The sequence below is a fragment of the Acidilobus sp. genome (genome assembly GCF_049973875.1).
Taxonomy (GTDB): domain Archaea; phylum Thermoproteota; class Thermoprotei_A; order Sulfolobales; family Acidilobaceae; genus Acidilobus.
Map to the genome: position 1 here is coordinate 1 of NZ_JBMFJI010000012.1, position 17,642 is coordinate 17,642.

General features: G+C 59.0%; 18 protein-coding genes and 1 tRNA gene. 6 read left to right on the plus strand and 13 right to left on the minus strand.

Annotated elements, in window-relative coordinates; genetic code table 11:
• Positions 1-603: protease pro-enzyme activation domain-containing protein (locus tag ACP5H1_RS05405; protein WP_427972663.1), on the minus strand; the 603-nt coding region annotated here is incomplete at its 3' end.
• Positions 604-1,005: 402 nt separating this feature from the next.
• Between ACP5H1_RS05405 and ACP5H1_RS05410 the strand changes: the two genes are divergently transcribed.
• The gene (locus ACP5H1_RS05410) at positions 1,006-2,325 is read left to right on the plus strand and encodes an MFS transporter (RefSeq protein WP_427972665.1); all 1,320 of its coding nucleotides are present in this window, start codon (positions 1,006-1,008) and stop codon (positions 2,323-2,325) included.
• 202 nt (positions 2,326-2,527) lie between these two features.
• On the opposite strand, the gene ACP5H1_RS05415 is transcribed toward ACP5H1_RS05410, so the two are convergent.
• Together ACP5H1_RS05415 and ACP5H1_RS05420 are read right to left on the minus strand one after the other, a co-directional pair.
• Positions 2,528-2,606 (minus strand) — tRNA-Gly (locus tag ACP5H1_RS05415).
• A 246-nt stretch (positions 2,607-2,852) separates the two neighbouring features.
• Complete coding sequence (locus ACP5H1_RS05420; protein WP_427972667.1) at positions 2,853-3,131, minus strand: hypothetical protein; 279 nt, start codon at positions 3,129-3,131, stop codon at positions 2,853-2,855.
• A gap of 70 nt (positions 3,132-3,201) precedes the next feature.
• Between ACP5H1_RS05420 and ACP5H1_RS05425 the strand changes: the two genes are divergently transcribed.
• Positions 3,202-3,336 carry a hypothetical protein gene (locus tag ACP5H1_RS05425; RefSeq protein WP_427972670.1) on the plus strand — a complete coding sequence of 45 codons (135 nt, stop codon included), beginning with the start codon at positions 3,202-3,204 and terminating at the stop codon, positions 3,334-3,336.
• Between the two features lie 8 nt (positions 3,337-3,344).
• Here ACP5H1_RS05425 and ACP5H1_RS05430 read toward each other — a convergent pair whose 3' ends face one another.
• The 6 genes from ACP5H1_RS05430 to eno are packed head-to-tail and all read right to left on the minus strand — an operon-like array spanning position 3,345 to position 8,280.
• Positions 3,345-3,554 carry a hypothetical protein gene (locus tag ACP5H1_RS05430; protein ID WP_427972671.1) on the minus strand — a complete coding sequence of 70 codons (210 nt, stop codon included), beginning with the start codon at positions 3,552-3,554 and terminating at the stop codon, positions 3,345-3,347.
• 59 nt (positions 3,555-3,613) lie between these two features.
• Positions 3,614-3,997, minus strand: coding sequence for a Mov34/MPN/PAD-1 family protein (locus ACP5H1_RS05435; RefSeq protein ID WP_427972673.1), 384 nt, complete (start codon positions 3,995-3,997; stop codon positions 3,614-3,616).
• Positions 3,998-4,501, minus strand: coding sequence for a metallophosphoesterase (locus tag ACP5H1_RS05440; protein WP_158303790.1), 504 nt, complete (start codon positions 4,499-4,501; stop codon positions 3,998-4,000).
• A 54-nt stretch (positions 4,502-4,555) separates the two neighbouring features.
• Positions 4,556-5,686: a site-2 protease family protein gene (locus tag ACP5H1_RS05445; RefSeq protein ID WP_427972675.1), complete on the minus strand. Its 1,131-nt coding sequence runs from the start codon at positions 5,684-5,686 to the stop codon at positions 4,556-4,558.
• Positions 5,683-6,927, minus strand: a complete 1,245-nt coding sequence (locus tag ACP5H1_RS05450; RefSeq protein WP_427972677.1) for an adenosylhomocysteinase — start codon at positions 6,925-6,927, stop codon at positions 5,683-5,685. The genes ACP5H1_RS05445 and ACP5H1_RS05450 overlap by 4 nt, the downstream gene beginning before the upstream one ends.
• Before the next feature lie 54 nt (positions 6,928-6,981).
• Positions 6,982-8,280 carry a phosphopyruvate hydratase gene (gene eno, locus ACP5H1_RS05455; protein ID WP_427972679.1) on the minus strand — a complete coding sequence of 433 codons (1,299 nt, stop codon included), beginning with the start codon at positions 8,278-8,280 and terminating at the stop codon, positions 6,982-6,984.
• A gap of 158 nt (positions 8,281-8,438) precedes the next feature.
• On the opposite strand from eno, the gene ACP5H1_RS05460 reads away from it, so the two are divergent.
• Together ACP5H1_RS05460 and cutA are read left to right on the plus strand one after the other, a co-directional pair.
• On the plus strand, positions 8,439-8,759 hold the full coding sequence (locus ACP5H1_RS05460) for a chromatin protein Cren7 (RefSeq protein ID WP_427972681.1): 321 nt from the start codon (positions 8,439-8,441) through the stop codon (positions 8,757-8,759).
• A gap of 3 nt (positions 8,760-8,762) precedes the next feature.
• A complete protein-coding gene (cutA, locus tag ACP5H1_RS05465) occupies positions 8,763-9,098 on the plus strand; it encodes a divalent-cation tolerance protein CutA (RefSeq protein WP_427972683.1) in 336 nt (111 codons plus the stop codon).
• 263 nt (positions 9,099-9,361) lie between these two features.
• Here cutA and ACP5H1_RS05470 read toward each other — a convergent pair whose 3' ends face one another.
• Positions 9,362-9,937, minus strand: a complete 576-nt coding sequence (locus ACP5H1_RS05470; protein ID WP_427972686.1) for a hypothetical protein — start codon at positions 9,935-9,937, stop codon at positions 9,362-9,364.
• A 146-nt stretch (positions 9,938-10,083) separates the two neighbouring features.
• Between ACP5H1_RS05470 and ACP5H1_RS05475 the strand changes: the two genes are divergently transcribed.
• Positions 10,084-11,301: a pyridoxal phosphate-dependent aminotransferase gene (locus tag ACP5H1_RS05475; protein ID WP_427972689.1), complete on the plus strand. Its 1,218-nt coding sequence runs from the start codon at positions 10,084-10,086 to the stop codon at positions 11,299-11,301.
• 55 nt (positions 11,302-11,356) lie between these two features.
• Positions 11,357-12,487 (plus strand): NAD(P)/FAD-dependent oxidoreductase, encoded by a 1,131-nt coding sequence (locus ACP5H1_RS05480; RefSeq protein ID WP_427972691.1) that lies wholly within the window; start codon positions 11,357-11,359, stop codon positions 12,485-12,487.
• Here ACP5H1_RS05480 and ACP5H1_RS05485 read toward each other — a convergent pair.
• The 3 genes from ACP5H1_RS05485 to rtcA all read right to left on the minus strand — a co-directional run bounded on the left by ACP5H1_RS05485 (position 12,484) and on the right by rtcA (position 17,580).
• Complete coding sequence (locus ACP5H1_RS05485; protein WP_427972694.1) at positions 12,484-13,296, minus strand: SAM hydrolase/SAM-dependent halogenase family protein; 813 nt, start codon at positions 13,294-13,296, stop codon at positions 12,484-12,486. The two genes, ACP5H1_RS05480 and ACP5H1_RS05485, sit on opposite strands and share 4 nt — an antisense overlap.
• Positions 13,297-13,433: 137 nt before the next feature.
• Positions 13,434-16,241: a glycoside hydrolase gene (locus ACP5H1_RS05490; RefSeq protein WP_427972696.1), complete on the minus strand. Its 2,808-nt coding sequence runs from the start codon at positions 16,239-16,241 to the stop codon at positions 13,434-13,436.
• Positions 16,242-16,518: 277 nt separating this feature from the next.
• The gene (gene rtcA, locus ACP5H1_RS05495; RefSeq protein WP_427972698.1) at positions 16,519-17,580 is read right to left on the minus strand and encodes an RNA 3'-terminal phosphate cyclase; all 1,062 of its coding nucleotides are present in this window, start codon (positions 17,578-17,580) and stop codon (positions 16,519-16,521) included.
• Positions 17,581-17,642 lie beyond the last annotated feature (62 nt).

The following is a 17,642-nucleotide window of genomic DNA, read 5'->3' on the forward strand; positions in this document are numbered from 1 at the left end:
GACGTTAACGTCGTAGAGGGACCTCAGCTTGATCAGGTCCTGCTCAGTTACCAGGAACTTAGGGGTGCCCAGCACTATTCCTGTAATATTAGATATGTAGGGCACGGGCCACGGTAACTTGCCCCTGTACCCGGTGACGGCGTAGTAGCTGGAGGTCCCGTTGCTGAACACCCCTATGGATACCCCCAGGGCCTTCTCAACGGCCGAGGCGGGCCCGCTGAAGGCAATCATTGAGCCGGCGACAGCAATCACCCTGAGGCCGCGGGACCTGAGGTAGTCCACAGCCTCGGCCACCTCCCCTGAAGGGTAGAACATACTGGCTGCCTGGGACGGCGTCAGGAACCTGCGGTATAGCGGCGAGCCCGGCGCGCTCACGGCCTGGGCGTAGTAGAATATGAGGGGAACGTCCCTCAGCGGCACGTAGAGGACGCCAACCACCTGGGACTGCGGCGGCGCCTGGCCCACCAGCCTGAAGCCTGGCAGCGGCTCGCTGAGCTTCTGCGTCGCCTGCCGTGGCATAACTCCCACGGCATTGGCGTTTGCAGGCGATACGATCGCTATCAGTAGGACCGCCGCCAGCAGGAGGCCCAGGATCCCCCTCAAGCGGGCACCCAGTAGCTGGCCGTTGGAGGCGTTAATATTCCATTGAACGGAGCCAGAGCGATGTGCAGGACCGCAGCCTCATTTAATTCCCACTGAGCTGGGATCGAGCCGGCGCGATAAGTGTTACAGTTTAAAAACTTTGCCTGCTATCTTCTACTAATAACTAAGGCAAGCAAGAGAGGTGATAGCAAGTGAGCCTGCTAAGGAAGTCCAAGAAGAGGCAGTCGCCTGAGGCCTACTCCCCCATGCCTCCCTGCGAGGCCATGTTGGTGGCCCAGGCCTTCCTGCCACCCCAGTGGTAGGCCCTTTTTGAAAAACCCTTCCTCGCGCCCTCATCAATAAGCCCGACCTATGTAGGAAAGGCATTTTACCACCTCCAGTAGTAACAACGCGGTGTAGGGCTTGGAGGAGCTGGCCCGTCGGCTCGACAGCTCAAGGTGGACCTCGGCCCACGGGCTAATATTCACGTCAACGAGCCTCGGCATGTTCATATGGGGCCTTGAGGCCATGATAGGCCCCGCGGGGTACTTCGCGTTTCACAGGAGCCTGGCCTTCCTCATAGCCTTCTACGCTTTTGACTTCATAGGCGACATAATCATAGGCAGGCTCTCGGACACCACGCTTGCCAGGAAGGGGGCCTTCTACGTCACCATGTCACTGATAGGCGTTGGCCTCATAGTTCTTGGCCTCGACCTTGTGATCACGGCGGGCAGGGGGCTCATAGCTATACTTGTTGGCCTCACCGGGGCGGCCCTGATGAAAATCGGCATAGAGGGCGACGTGCCCGTGTCGCTCGCGTTCCTCGCGGAGAACATGCCGGCCAAGTACAGGAACAGGGTGCTCGTGCTCTCGCCCAACTTTAACAACATAGGGGGCGCTGTGGGGGCGGCGGTGCTGTACCTTACGTATACTAGCACAAACTCCTACCTCTACGCCGCCCTCGCGCTGCTGATAGCCACGGCCGCCGCCCTGGCGGTCACCTTTGCGGTGAGGGCTACCATGCCGGAGTCCGTCAGGTGGCTCATGACTAAGGGGATGGGCGAGAGTGCCTCAAGGGAGGCCTCGGCCCTGATCTCGCAGCCGAGCGAGCAGGTGTCGAGCGTGAGCCCAACCGTTGGCATAGGCGGCAGGTACGCCTTCCTGGCGCTGCTCGGCCTCTCCCAGTACCTGACGTTCGGCCTCATGGCCTTCACCATAGCCTACTTCTACTACAGCGGCGCCACTGTGTACTTCATACAGCTGGTGGCCCTCCTGGGCGCCTCCATAGCAGGGGTGCCGGCGGCCTTCCTGCCGGACTTGATGGACACCAGGAACTTCACGTTGCTTGCCTACGTGGGCGGCTTCCTCTCAATGATACCCATAGCCGTGGCCCTCCGCTACCTTGGCTCCCAGGGCTTCCTCTCGCTCTTCTACCCCCTGCTCTTCCTAAACATGGTCTTCAGCGAGCTCGCGTGGGCCGTCAGGACGATCTATGAGCCCGTTCTCTTCCCAACTCACATGAGGGCTACCATGATAGGCCTCGTGAGGGCCGTGCCCATAGCGTCCTACGACGTGTCCCTCTACGTCACCAGCAGCTGGAGCGAGTGGCAGTTCGTGCTCTTTAACATAGCCCTGTGGGGCGTTGGGGCCGCGACCTCGGTGTTCTGGAGGCTCAGGGGCTACGACACGAGGAGGGCCCTGCTAGAGAGCGTGTCGTCGCCTAGGCCAGCCGCGCCTCTGTGACGCTGTTACCTGTGGAGGCGTCACGCTGAACTACGACGTGAGGCTCAAAGCAAAAAGCCTATGAGCACCTAGGGGAGGCCCTCGAAGGCCTGTGCAGGCTTTAAGCTGCTCGCCTCACTCCTTGGCCCGAGCCACCCTGCGGCTAGATGAAGCAGCGTAGCGGCGCCTAGGCGTAAACGAGAGTCAGCCCTCATGCCCTGAGTGGTGCGGCGGCCGGGATTTGAACCCGGGACCTTCGGCTTGGAGGGCCGACGTCCTAGTCCAGGCTAGACTACCGCCGCACCTTGCTGGTTCCAGGTGCTTGGAGTTTTAAGTTTAAGGCTGCCTCGGCTTGAGCTTATTAGCCCTGGGACCTACCTTAGCCCGGGCCGATGAGGACAAACGTTCCCACGGAGCCCAACCGCGAGAACTGTGACGAGGCTTCACGGCCTGAGGCCTTCTAGTCACCTAGTGAGAGCGTCGCCTTGAGATAAATTCAGGAATGAGCAAGGTAAAAAAGGAAAGCTAAGTTTGAGGCTTAGAGGGCCTTACGGGAGGCCCCCGTTTATGAGCTGGTAGCTGAACTGGTTCGCTATTAGGTAGCCCGCCGTGTCAACAGTGCTGTTCTGGAAGCCCTCAAGGTAGGCGCTCTCCTCGAAGCCCCTGCCGTTCACCAGCACCTCTGCCGTTAAGGACTTCTGGGTCAGCGCGTTGTTCGAGGTAAGCCCAATTATGACCACGCCGGTCGGGTTTATGAACTCCAGTATGCCGTAGCTAGCAGTTTCCGATAAGCCGTGAAGTTCATACCATTTGACACCATTTACCATTCACGACCATCTCTTCACGAAAGTTCATAGGCTTCTCCATTACTGTCATCATGCAGAGGAGGGCGCCACCGTGAGCTCTGTGAGCAATGTGAGGGGGAGGAGGGCGCCCTATGAAGCTCCCCGCGTCCTCGAGGGGAGCGGTTCAGCTGCCGCTCCCGCAGACGGCGCGGGGAGCAGGACAGGGGGGATGAGGACGAGGGGCTGAGCACAAGTTCATGAAGCCTCAGTGAAAGTCCGACCCCTCACTATCCCGGGCGGTATGGCCTCTATGTAGGCCCTTATGCCGTTCCTCAGGAGGATCTCAACGATCTTGTCGACTAGGAACCACTGGTTGCCGGCAAAGGACATGGGAACTCCATCAGTGTAGCCATGTATGTCAGAGAGCGAGTCATAGGGAGGCAGCGTAAGTTCCACGGCCTCCATGGTTGCTCACAGTCGCCTCGGCGGCCCTATTCACAAAAGGGCTTTCGTTTATACTCGGGCTATATTATTTCAATTGCTATTTCTTCAGGCGCGTTATTGTTTAAGACCCACGCCCTTAGGCCGCCCCTCGAGGCTATTATCCATGGAAGCGGCCAGAGCCTCATGCCCTCTACGTCCTTCTCGCTGGGCACAGGGAGGCCGCCGGGATGCGTGTGGTAAAGCGCTACTACCTCCACTCCCAGGTTCTCGGCGACGGCGTAGCCAGCAACTATGTCAAGCGGGTTGGCCAGGAACTCCGTCGGCGACCTCAGCACGTTCTCAGCGGGCTCCAGCGCGAGCACCCTGTTGCCTACCCCAAGGCATAGCCCCGTCTCCTCGCTCCTCCCCATGGATAGCCTCACGAGGTGCTCCGCGAGCCCCCTGCCGATAACTAGGCCCCTCAATCAGCTCAGCCTCACGAGCTTGGCTGCCATGGAGGTCGTCTCGAGCAAAGCCATGTACGGTCCCCCCAGGAATGATGCCAGCGGGCCTGGGTTCAGTATCAGCACCCCCCTCTCATAGGTGAGCTCCTGCTGGTGGGTGTGCCCATAGAGGACCCCGCTGTACCTGCCGGACTCGGCTAGAGCGTGGGCAAGCTCAACGGTGCTATCCGCAGGCCCCTGGCCGTGCATTACGAGGATCCTCCTTCCATCTATGTCCAGGACCCTTGGCCACCTCCCTATCCTGCCCCCAAGCGACCTGGCGACCTCGCTTAGCATCTCAAACTCGCCGTCATTGTTGCCGAAAACCGCCTCCACCCTCGCCCCAGATTGACCGAGCTCCCTGAGCGTGAACGGTGATATTATGTCGCCCAGGTGTATGATAAGCTTTACCCCAAGGGACTTTACCTTAGCGGCTGCCAGCCTCATAGAGGCCACATCGTCATGCGAGTCGCTTATGACAGCCACTAACAAGGCGTTACCCCCTCTGACGTGGTTGGGGGAACTTATTTTCCTTAGCACTCACGGGAGCCTGACGGGCGCGAGCGTTAAGAGGCTTATTATGAGGAGTAGGGTCGCCACCTCAACCCCAGCCGATATTGCGTAGCCTAGCCTGCCCGCGGCCCTCGACAGCACCTCCCTGAGCATCTGCCCCCCGTCGCTCTCCACGCCGAAGCCCGGGAGCGGGAAGGCGAATGGGGCTGCGTTGATGAGCGCCAGGCCCATGTTAACGACATAGAATGACGTGAGGAGCTCCACGAGCCAGTCGAGCCTGAAGCTCTGGACAACCTCTATGCCTATGTGGTCCACCCCGGCAGGCTTGACGACGGTCACGGCCTTTTCAAGCCCATTGTATATCACGGTCAGGGTGACGTTGGCGGGCGCTGCGCCCTCAGCGCCGGCCCTTATCAGCTCCTGAAGCCCCTGGGTGACAGTCCTCACTGGCGCGCCGTTTATTGCTATGATTTTCATGCCGGGCAGCAGGCCAGCGACATAAGCTGGGCTGTTCGCCTCCACGGACACTATGGTTATGCCGGAGGCCAGCGACGGTATAAGCAGTGAAATGATGTAAGCAAAGAGGAAGCCCAGGGCAACGTTGGAGGCCACGCCGGCAGCATATATCATTACCTTGGACCTCAGCGGGGCAGCCTTGAGGGACCCCTCGTCCGGCTCCACGAAGGCTGCAGGCACGAAGGCCATCAGCAGCAGGCCGGCCCCCTTCACGGGCACGCCGACGGCCCTTGAAACAATGGCGTGTGAGAACTCGTGAATTAGGACGGCCACGCCGACGGCTATCAGTATAAACATGAACTCGTAGAGGCCTACCGTGACCCCTGGTATGAGGGGCACGAAGCCCTCGGCGCTCGCCTGCGGAACCCTTACTAGGTACCTCTCAAGGAACAGGGAGCCGCTGACAAAGTAGAAGTAGCCCATGGCGAAAGCCGTCGCCGCCAGGCCTGCGACGCCGTAAACCTTTACAAGCTTTGACTTAAGCCCAGGCCCCAGGGGGCTCCTGGAGTACCTCAGCCTGTAAATTAAGATGAAGGGGTAAACAGTGAGGCCTTCGACCTTTCGGTTCCTCAGGCTAACATATAGCAGGAGCCAGGCCACAACAAACAGGGCCGCCGCCAGGACCGCAGTGGTCCCATTCATTTCCAGCTCCTCAGGTACTCCTGCTGCTCCGGCGTGAGTTCATCTATATTTATGCCCATGGTTCTTAGCTTCAGCCTGGCCACCTCCTGGTCCTGCTCAAGGGGCACGTCGTAAACCTTAGGCTGCAGCCTTCCCCTGTTGTTGACGTGATATAGCACCGAGAGGGCCTGGTTAGCGAAGCTCATGTCCATGACTTCGCTCGGGTGCCCCTCAGCCGCGACCAGGTTGACAAGCCTTCCCTCTGCCAGCAGGTAGAGCCTCCTGCCGTCGGGCAGCGTGTACTCCACGGTATTCGGCCTTATCTCTCTCTTGGACTTTGCTACGGACTCCAGGTCCGTCACGCTCACCTCAACGTTAAAGTGGCCGGCGTTAGCAAGTATCGCCCCGTCCTTCATCTTGAGCATGTGCTCCTTCCTTATGACGTCCTTGTCCCCCGTGGCGGTTATGAATATGTCGCCCAGGGGCGCGGCCTCGTCCATGCTCATCACGTCAAAGCCGTCCATAACTGCCTCAAGGGCCCTTATAGGGTCAACCTCGGTGACTATAACCCTGGCCCCCATGCCCCTGGCCCTTATTGCTATGCCCCTTCCGACCCAGCCGTAGCCGGCGACCACAAGCCTCTTGCCCGCGAGGAGCACGTTAGTGGCCCTGAGCACGCCGTCCAGCGCGCTCTGGCCAGTGCCGTACCTGTTGTCGAAGAGGTACTTGGTCAGCGCGTTGTTAACTGCTATGACGGGGTAGAGGAGCCTCCCGCTGGCCTCCAGGGCCTTGAGCCTTATGACCCCTGTGGTCGTCTCCTCGTTACCCCCAATGACGTTCTTCGCCACGCTGGGCATCTCCTCGTGGAGGGTCACGTGTAGGTCGGCACCGTCATCTACCACTATGTCGGGGGAGGACCTGGCGGCCTCCCTTATGGCTTCAAAGTACTCCTGCTCGTTCATGCCCCTCCAGGCCCTCACCGCTATGCCTTCATCGGCCAGGGCCGCGGCCACGTCGTCCTGCGTCGAGAGCGGGTTGCTCGGCACAAGGGAGACCTCGGCGCCCCACGCCCTCAGGGTCCTTATGAGCACCGCTGTCTCCTTGGTCACGTGAAGGGCCGCTGAGATCCTGTAGCCCTTCAGGGGCTTCCTGTCCTGGTACCTGCGCCTAAGCTCCATGAGGACCGGCATGTGGGCCTCGGCCCACTCTATCTTAAGCCTGCCCTCGCCGGCGAGCGAGGGGTCCTTGACCTTGACCTCCACTTGGCTTCCCCGGCCTGGGAGGAGGCTTGCTAAAAATAAGCTCAGATGTGGGCCTCAGGCCCTAGTAATGAAGGGCTCCCTGCCCGCGTAAGTAGCCATTGGGCCCAGGGAGTCCCCTATCTCAAGGAGCCTGTTGTACTTGGCCAGCCTCTCGCTCCTGGCCGGGGCGCCGGTCTTTATAACGCCGGCGCCGACCGCAACTGCAAGGTCAGCTATGAACGGGTCCTCGGTGTCCCCGCTCCTGTGGCTTATGACGGGCCTTATGCCGGCGTTCCTGGCGACCCTTATGTAGTCCAGGGTCTCCGTGAGGGTGCCAACCTGGTTGACCTTGACCAGGGCCCCGTTGGTCGCCCTGGCCTTGATTCCCTCCTGCAGGTACTTGACGTTGGTCGCGTAGAGGTCATCGCCGACTATGAGGACCCTGGAGCCGAGCTTTGCAGTTATCTCAGAGAAGTGCTGCAGGTCCTCCTCGTGGAATGGGTCCTCGAGGTAGGCTATGCTGAACTCGTCTATCAGCTGAACGTAAAGGTCGAGGAGCGAGCCAGGGTCGTAAAGCTTCCCGTCAACCCTGTAGGCCTTCTTCTCGGGGTCGTAGAACTCCGAGGAGGCAGCGTCAATGCCAAGGAAGAAGTCGGAGCCCAGCTCGTACCCCGCGGCCTTTATGGCAGCCCTCAGGGCCTCCAGGGGCTCCCTGACCTCGTTCATGGGCGGCGCGTAACCCCCCTCGTCGCCCACATTAGTTGACGTCTTGCCGTACTTGTCGCTTAGGTAGCTCTTAAGCGACTTGTAGACCTCAACGGCCATCCTCATGGCTTCAGTGAACGTGGAGGCGCCCGCGGGTATTATTATGAACTCCTGGAAGGCGAGGTTGTTGCCCGCGTGCACTCCACCGTTTATGACGTTCATGAGGGGGGTCGGCAGCACCTTAGCCCCCGGCCCTCCGAGGTACTCGTAGAGCTCGACCCCTGAGGAGGCCGCTGCCGCCTTGGCTATTGCTATGCTGGTCGCAGTGGTGACGTTGCCTCCGAGCCTTGACTTGTTGGGGGTGCCGTCTATCTCTATCAGGACCCCGTCTATAAGCGACTGCTTCCTTGAGTCGAGGCCTATGAGCCTGGGGGCAACTATGGTGTTGACGTTTGACAGCGCCTGGTTAACTCCCATGCCGCCCCAGCCCCTGCCGCCGTCCCTCTTCTCTATGGCCTCCTTGCTGCTCTTGCTAGCCCCGCTGGGCGCTATGCCTACACCCACCCCAGCCTTCGTCTTAGCTATTACCTTAACCGTGGGGTTCCCCCTGGAGTCGAGGGCTAGGACGCCGTGCACCGAGGATATAATGAAGTCCTCGTCACTGGCCACTCAGCTCACCGTGTGGCCAGTGAGGGCCCTAGGTAAAAAGCGATGGGCTCCGCCTATGCCGCCACAGACCTTGACCGAGGCCTCTTATTAAGCTGCAGACGCAAGGCACCCTATTAGGTATTTTAACGCTAAGGGTCAGAAGGCCAGTGGGCGGAAGCTTGCCAAGGAAGTCCAAGGGTAAGTCGGAGGACCCGTTCACGTGCCCCGTGTGCGGCGTCAGGGTCACGGACCCGGAGAGGACTTGGACGCTGGTGTCGCCAATACCTGACAGGGAGGGAAGGGTGACGATAACAGTTATGGGCGCCTTCAGGTGCCCCAACGGCCACACCTGGAAGGCCGTGATAAAGAAGTTCAAGAGCGGTGAGGAGGAGGGGGCCGGAGCCCCGCAGGCCACTGAGAAGGAGGAGGGAGAGACCATAACGCTCGACCTCAGCGACATACAGAACTTTAACGACGAGCCGCCCGAGGAAGAGGGCTAAGCCTTGACGGCCCTCGTGGTCCTGGTGACGGCGCCAAAGGATGGCAGCGCGAGGATAGCCAAGGAGCTGCTGGACAGCAAGGTCGCGGCATGCGTTAACGTGATACCTGGGGTCCGCAGCTCCTACTGGTGGGAGGGCAAGGTAGAGGAGGCCGAGGAGGACCTGCTTATAATAAAGACCACGGAGGAGGCCTACGGTAGGCTCGAGGAGCTCATAAGGAGGGTCCACCCATATAAGGCGCCTGAGGTCCTGGCGCTCAGGGTTGACAGGGGGCTTCCGGAGTACCTCTCCTGGCTTGAAGGCTCAGTTTCGCCCAGGGGTCAGCAGGCTAAGGCTTGACCTAAGGTTCCCCCTTGCTTTTAACCACCAAAGGGTGATATTACCTTGAGGCAAGTTGTCCAGGAGAAGCTCAGAGCTATTAGAGTACATTATAGTTGAACATGTGGCCAAAATAGCCAGCGGCCTTGAGAGCCCCGAGAGCGTTGAGCTCGGAATTCTCTCAGGCCACTACGCTGAGGCCGTAAAGCTTGTCGGCATGAGGCTGAGGAGCCTTAAGGATGGAGTTCTAACCTGCGCCCTCTGCAATGAGAGAAAAGGATCCTTTACCCCTCGGGGCTACTACCTTCACCTTCTTCGCTCCCATCACCCTGAGATTCTTGATCTTGTGAGACAGGAGGCCTCAAGGATAGCAGGAGCCTCGCGAGCCTCGGGGCCCTTACAATCCTGACCCCGTCCTCCAGCTGAAACACGACGTACTCAACATCATCCTCAGTCTTGAGTGGTCCGTCAAATATGTAGGTGTCCGGCGGGGCGTCGTACCACTCCAGCGAGCTCAGGGAGAACTTTGCCATGCCCTCCGTTTGAACGGAGGAGAGCGAGCCTAACCTTATCACCGCGAGTTTCAGGAGCCTCTTGGGCAGGGCGCTTAGCTGCCTGGTCCCCGCCCTGTCCCTGACCCCCTCGCCAATGATGTACTTGGTCTCGGGCGTCTCGCCCACGATTATGACGAAGTCCCCCTTCCTGTCCCTCATTAACTTGTCGGCCTCAGTAAGTATTGAGTCCAGGACGTTGCCGCCGGCCTCTACCGTATCATCGGCGACCGGGTTCATTACCTCAAGCTCCACTGGGCCTATAGTCAGCGTCCTCCTTTTGAACCACCTGACTTGCAGCTTTGCCAATAGGCTCCCCCTCTAGTTGTCCTCTCCAAAGCGTATTTAATACGTAGTAGCGAGATCTCTTATAGATTAAATACTTCAGATGTCCCTATCTGTATCTCAAACCCTTATAATTTCTGACAGTACAAGTTAACTTTGGTGCCTGAAAATTGTCGAACGAGCCTCCGACGCTGGGGCTCAAGCAGGAGATGTTTTTAATACAGGGGGAGAGCGCCTTCAGCTACCTCCCAATTATAAGGGAGCTTGAGTCCAAGGGAATTAAGGTTATTAGCTTTGGCATAGGGCAGCCCGACTTCCCGACGCCAAAGCACATAAGGGAGGCGGCCAAGGACGCCCTTGACCAGGGCTTCACGGGCTACACGGAGACGGCCGGCATACCGGAGCTGAGGGAGGCCATAGCTGAGTACCTCAACAGCAGGTATAGGTCAGACGTCAAGCCAGACGAGATAATAGTTACCACGGGCACCAAGACCGCCCTCTTCATGGCAGGGGCGGCCTACCTGAGGCCCGGGGACGAAGCGTTAATAATAGAGCCCAGCTACTACGCTTACGCCCAGGTCACGAAGTTCTTCGGCGCCAGGCCAAGGTTCGTGAGCATGGACTTCGAGCCTGGCAAGGGGTTCAGCCTCGACATAGGGAAAGTTGAGGACGCCATAACTGACAGGACCAGGCTGCTCTTCCTCAACAACCCCAACAACCCGACAGGCGTGGTAATAGGCCCCAGGCAGGTAGAGGAGCTAATGGAGGTGGCGGCGAAGAAGAACGTTATAGTGGTTGCTGACGAGATCTATGATAACTTCATATATGAGGGGGAGTTCGGCAGCACAATAAGTCACCCGGGCTGGAGGGACAACCTACTCTACATAAACGGCTTCTCCAAGACCTTCTCTATGACTGGCTGGAGGTTGGGCTACCTGGTTGCAAGGCGCGAGGTCATAAGCAGGATGCTCGACCTGGCGGTTTCGATATACAGCTGTGCAACAAGCATAGCCCAGAAGGCCGGCGTGGCCGCGCTCAGGGGCGACTGGACGCCAGTGAGGAACATGATAGACGAGTTCAGGAAGAGGAGGGACGCCCTCTACAACCTGCTGAAGGAGGTCCCCGGCTTCGAGTCCTACAAGCCTCAGGGCGCCTTCTACATGTTCCCGAGGGTCTCGCAGCTCGTGAAGGCCCTTGGGCTTGACAGCGTGGACAAGCTGGTCAACAGACTTCTTTACGAGAAGGGAGTCCTCGTGCTGCCCGGCACCACGTTCCCCGACAGGCTGGGCAGGGACTTCGTGAGGTTCAGCTTCGCCACGTCCATGGATAACATAGTTGAGGGCGTCAAGAGGATAGCCGAGTTCGCCGCGGAGGCTATGAAGAGGTAGCCGCACCACCCCTGTAACCTCTAAGTCAATCCCTTCTTTTGGACACGGCAACTACATGTTAATGCTAATAACCCTCCAGGACTACAGTCAACCTACAGGTGCGATGTTGCATAGACGAGAGAAGGCCGCAGTCGTAGGCGGCGGCCTCTCAGGCCTCTGGATATCTTATGAACTTGTTCGAAGAGGCTATGACGTGACCCTCTACGAGGCGAACTCCGTAGGCTATGGGGCCTCATCAAGGGCCGCAGGCATAATATCGCTGCAGCTCCCCAAGTCATTACTTGGGTATGCCATAGAGGGCGTGAAGGCTTATGCGGAGCTTGGAGTGGAGAGAATGACAAAGACTGTGTGGATACCGAGGCCTGAGGAGCTTCACTGTATCAAGGACATAATCTCCACCCTGAGGCTCGAGGGCATAGACGCCGACGTGCTGAGGCTCGAGGAGCTAAGGGAGCTAAACCTGAGGCTCGCCGGCGACAACGATTTGCCTGTTTCCATCATGGTGCAGGGGGTAGTGAGCCCAGGCGACGCCCTAGGTCACCTGACCAAGGTTTTGGCCGACGCAAGCTTCACCTTAAAGGAGGGCCCCGTAATCCGAAAAGGTGATAGGCTCTTCTATAATGGCCTTGAAGTGGAGGCGGACCTGAAGTTCATAGCGGCAGGGCCCTGGACGCCGGAACTAATAGGCTTAAGGGACAACTTTACCATATACAGGTGCTCCGCCCACAGCGTGCGGGGTCAGACGCCTAACGTGATAGTTGAAGATGACATAAACGGCTTCTATATGGTGCCTGAGGCCGAGGGCCAGGCCATAGTTGGGGGTGGGGACTCCCAACTGGTGAGGCCCGAGGACGGCTTCAGGCTGTCACAGGGCGAGGCCTACGAGGTGCTGGAGCTTGCGGCCGCCAGGCTGCCTGACGCCGAGAACTTCTACCCCGTCTCATCATGGGCAGCGCCGTGCATATCAGCCTCCGACGGCATGCCTGTGGTCGGCGAGCTCAACGGCTATTATATACTTGCGGGCCTCGACGGGGCTGGGCTCACGCTTTCACCGGGCCTAGCAAGGCTAGTAGTGGACGTAGCTGAGGGGGCCAGCAAAGAGGACGGCAGGCTCTCGCCTAGAAGGCTCTTACATGGAAAGCTCAAAGGCCCTAGGGAGCCCTTTGACAGGCTCTGCGAGTGCTAAGGGGTCAGCGACACCTCGTCACCTACGTTAACGTTAAGCTTCGAGGCGGCGCTGCCCTGGTTTATCGCGAGCTCCACGAACCCGAAGCTGTTAATGTAAGCTATGGCGTCCCCGGGCCTGACGTCGGCGAAGGTCCTGCCAGTGGTGAACACGTGCTGGGCGCCCTTAACGTTTACCACCAGCCTGCCGCGCGGCAGCCTGTACTCCCTTGTCGTGAGCCCCAGGGCCACGTTGCCGAACTTGTCTATATAGACCACCCTCGTGCGCGTGACGCCCCCTGAACGGAAGCTGTACCTGAGGCGAAGCGATGCCAGGGAGCCAACCGGTATAGGGGTGGCGAACTGGGACGGTGGGACCCCCTTGGCTATGAGGGCCGCCGCTGGGGCGAAGACGTCCCTGCCGTGGAACGTGTACGAGAGCGGCCAGGCGTTGAAGGCCTTGACGCCGGCCAGCGAGCGGACCCTGGAGTAGTTTATTGCATAGGCCTCCCTTATGCCGTCCTCCGCCGCTGCCTCATAGGCCACTCCGTTGTCGGGGGCTACAAAGTAGTAGTTGTTTGTTCTTATGACTACAGCCCTCCTGCTGGTCCCAACCCCGGGGTCCACTACTATCATTATTATGGAGCCCGGCGGTAGCCATCTGTATGAGGAGTACGTTATGTAGCTCCCAGCGAGCACAGAGAAGTGTGGAACCTTGTTATCAATTCTTATCACGTTTATGGAGGGGTCCACGTACTTTATGACGGACTCCACAATGCCATCATAGACGGAATCCCCGAAGTCCGTTATCAGCCCTACAAACCCGGGCAAGGTCCTCGCCTAGGAGTTCTTCAGGTGCCAATCATCAATAAACGCGTTTTGTGGCCCAGTTCGAGCCCTGGGTTTAACCCAGGAGAAGAAAAAGAAAATAAGGGAGAATGAATTGAAGGTTCTGAGCTTAGCTAAGCTTAGAGCCTAAGGTATCCAACTATGACTGCTATTATAACTGCGACTATAACCAACGTAACGACTACCCAGACGCTGTACCCGCTTGGCTGCGCTGCCTGTTGGGTGGTCCCAGTCGTCGTGGTGTTCATGTTAGCTATGTGCACCGCGTTAACGTTGAACGTCACGTTGCCGAGCCCGAAGGTGCCGCTGGAGATCAGGAGCCCGTACTTGCCGAAGGGCACTATGTAGGAGTCCAGCTGCGAGGCGTTCAGTGGAGCGTATATGTAGACCGAGACGGGCGACGAGGGCCTGAAGTAGACGCCCCTAACTATTGCTATGTCAACTCCAGGGTACAGGGTCACCTCAGCGCTAGCGTTGGCGGTGCCGTTGCTCACGACAACTATTACGTGGGACGCTATGGGCAACGGCGCGCCGAGGCTGTCGTTTATGAACACGGTCACCCCCTTCAGTCCAGGCAGCGGTATGGCGCCGCTTGGGGTTATCTTAGAGAGCTGGGACTTGACGTAGTTTACTATGGCGCTGTCATATATTATGGGCTGCACGGAGAACCACTGCGGCCCGTAGTTGGGCGGCCCGGCCTGCCACGTCCAGTCGCTGCCCTCGCTGACGTAGAGGTAGTTCCACAGCGAGTAGTACATGTAAAGCGGGTTAGCCTCGGTGTAGCCAGAGACGTTTATGTAGGCGGGCGTATGGGTCATGGCCTCGAAGGCGGCTATGCTGGCGTTTGGCGCGTGGGCAAACGAGAGCGGCACCAAGGGCGACGTGGGCATGCCGAGCACGTTTGAGAACGCCACCAGGTACTCCCTGGCCTCGGTCACGTTCCTCCAGATGAGCACCTTGCCCCTGTAGCCGTTGTTCCAGTTGTTGAGGCTGAGGGCCCAGCTCTCCTCCGGCAGGTTTGTCAGCACGGCCGACACGCCGTGGGTAGCTATTGCCTGGTCAACCGTCTGGGTGACGAGCCATCCCTGGCCCTCGGCGTTTGAAAGGGCCTGATATATGGCGTAGAGGTCCTCGCCTGAGAGCGGCATCGAGTTGAATATTATCGGGTTCTCGCCGTCAAGGGCAACCACTACGACGCCTCCTGGGTGCTCCATGTAGACCTTGGCCAGGTACTGGAGCAGCTCCTGCTCCGTCAGCTGCGGCGACTGGTGGAAGAAGAGGAACGCGAACTCGTTAGAGAGGTCGGTGTCCCTGAACAGCACGTAGATCCTCTGGCCCAGGGAGTTCTGAACCACGTAGACTCCGTAGGGGCCGTTGTTAAGGTTCCCTGATACGACGGTCAGGTCGGGCGCCATCTGCACGAAGGCCTGGTAGTCCAGCACGGTGGCGTTGATGCCCGTCTCGTTGTAGAGCCAGACCAGGCCCATGTTGAAGGCCATCTCGGGGGTCCAGGCGCCGTTGGGCACGACGCCAAAGACGTACTCGGTCATGTTCTTACCCATGAGTATCTGCGCCAGCAGGTCCGAGGACCAGCCGTTATCATATTCTATTGCCATGAGTGGGTGGTAGAAGGGCACTGTAAGCACCTGGAGCCTGCCCTCCCTGACCAGCTTCCTGTAGAGGCTCAGCGTGTACTCGGTGGCGTTAATGTCATGGGTTACGTTGACGCCTGACGTCGTGAAGGTCGGGCTCGACTGGTGCAGGAAGGCCTCCCACTGGTAGAGGAGCACCGGCGTGAAGTCTATGGTTACGTTTATGTTGGGGAACTCGTTGAGCAGCATAGCCTGCAGCTCATAGGCCCCCACGAGCTGCCCGTCCCAGTCCATATCCTGGCCCGTGTGAATTTGCACCCAGGGCTGGCCCCAGGTGCCGTTGGGCTCTATGTAGAGAGGCTGATGCATGTTCCACACTATCACGACGCTTATGGGCTTCTTGCCGGTGGTGTTAAGCACGTAGAGCTGCGGCAGCGAGGTGTTCTGCCACAGGCCTGAGGTGCCTACCAGGAAGTACACGTTGTAAATGCCCTGCGGGTAGTTAACAGGGAAGCTGAAAGTTAGGTTGGTGGTTCCAGACGGTATGGTGACCGTTGAGTTGAAGACAGCCTTGGTTCCCACGACAAGGGCCACGTCGTAGCTTGCGGCCGGGCCCTCGTTCTGCAATGTAACGTTGACCTTGGTCTGCTCCCCGACAAGGTAGACATACTCGTTGTAGTAGGCAGCGACGACGTGCACAGGTGTGTAGACGTCCTGTATTGCGAAGTTCGCGCTGGAGCTCACGTTACTGTTGTGTATCCAGGCCCCAGTGGTGTTGTCATGGTAGACCCACTGGACCCACTGGCCGGGCTCAAAGGGTCCTATCATCACGGTGTAGTTGCCCCAGAGTGGGTTGTAGTGCATTACGCTCACGTTATTTCCAGGCTTACCAACCGTGTTGTACCAGGGCAGGCCCGGCTGCGGGCCTGTCGTGAGGCCCCACCACAGCAGCAGGGCGTCCGGCGGCCTTCCTATGGTAGTTATAACTATGGAGCCGTTCGGCAGCACCCAGGCCCTGGTGAAGCCGACTATGTTAGCTGGCGGGTTAATTATAACGTTCCAGTTCCAGAACGGGTGGTTGTCGTAGTTTAGCCAGGTGTTCCCGTTCACGTTGAAGACGTAGCCTATCCATGTGCCATTCTTGAACGGCCCCACGGTGGCCTGGAAGGCCCCTATTGAGCTGTTGTAAGTCATGGGCGTCTCCATGTTCCCTGGGGTGCCGTTAACTGTGCTCCACGGCCCCTGCGGGTACGGCTCTACGCCCCACCAGAGCAGCACCTTAGATGAGGGAGGCACACCGTAGAGGTAAACTGTAAGGTAGCCGGTGGGAGTCACCGTAAAGTTAGAGTAAACTTCATCACCTTGAGCCAGGGAGACGCGGGGTCCCAGCGACGTGAAGGGAGCTGCCAGGGCAGCTATTACTAGGGCCAGCGCGAAAGCCGCAAGGACTTTCTTGAGGGCTTCCGTAACTTACACCGCCGTAGTCGTAAGCTTTCTTACTTTTAACTTTTATGCTAATATGTATACACGTAAATACAGAGCTATACCTCATATGCAGCAGCTGAGCGCCGTTAACGGACTACATGAAGGGGGCAGATTGATTATATGCGGCCTACAGGAGGCCCAGGCCCCTGACTGTTGCCGTGAAGGGCGACCCGGGCCTTCCCTCAACTGATATCGAGGCCTCAGGGGCCATTATCTTGATTAGCTCCACCACCGTGCTGGCGTGGGAGGTCAGCGAGGCCCCTCCCAGCCTGCTGACCCCGCTGCTCAGGACAGCGTATATTAGAAGCATGTCAGAGGAGTGCCTGTCCAGCGCCATCCCAGTTGAGAGGTCCTGCATCAGTGAGGTGGCCGCCTCCCTGCCAACCTGCTCCGCGGGCTTACCCTTCTCTCCAAGGGAATCGCCGCCCAGGACGGAGTTCTCCGTGATGGCCCATACCACGATCCCGCTTCCGGGGCCCAGGTGCGGGTCTGGCCTGCCCTCGTAATGCTCAACTTCAATATTGACTGGCACCCCGAGGCCGCTGAGCGCCTCGCTCGCGGCCCTGGCCTGCCTTATGGCCACGTGCGCCGGGAGCCTGACGCAGTGGCTGAGGCCCTCGACCCTGATGAGCCTCCCCGCGCGCACCAGGTCAACGGGCCTGAGGGCCCCGTTTCTTTTAACCCTGACTGCGACCTCGCCCCCGCCCCTTGGGTAGTGCCCTCTCCTGATGAGCTCTACGTCTAGCTCCACGTTAAACTTAGAGAGGAGGGGCCTCAGGACGAAGCGGTAGTAATCTATCGGGGGCGACTTGGGCACGTCCGTGCCTCCCCTGACGCGGACCCTGACCTCGCCCTCAGCGGCGACCATGAGCGGCATTATAGCCTGGAGCAGAAGCGTTATGCTGCCCGCGGTGCCTATGTCAAAGCTGTACTCGCCCCCTGATATCTTGCCAGGGTAGAAGGTCACCTCGGTGGAGCCGAGCCTTGCGCCCTCAACCCTGCCGTGCGACATCTCCTCTATGGCCTTGACGGACTCCAGGTGCTGGTGCTGTAGCCCAGGCCTTGACCTCTTGACCCTTATGTTGTAGACCCTCACCGGCACCCCAAGGACAGCCGCTAGGGCTAATGACGTCCTCAGCACCTGGCCCCCTCCCTCTCCCATGCTGCCGTCTACCTGGAGCACCTTCATTTGCCTCCCTCTGGCCACGACAGAGGCTAAGCCGTATATGAGATAAAGGCTTACCGTCTCAC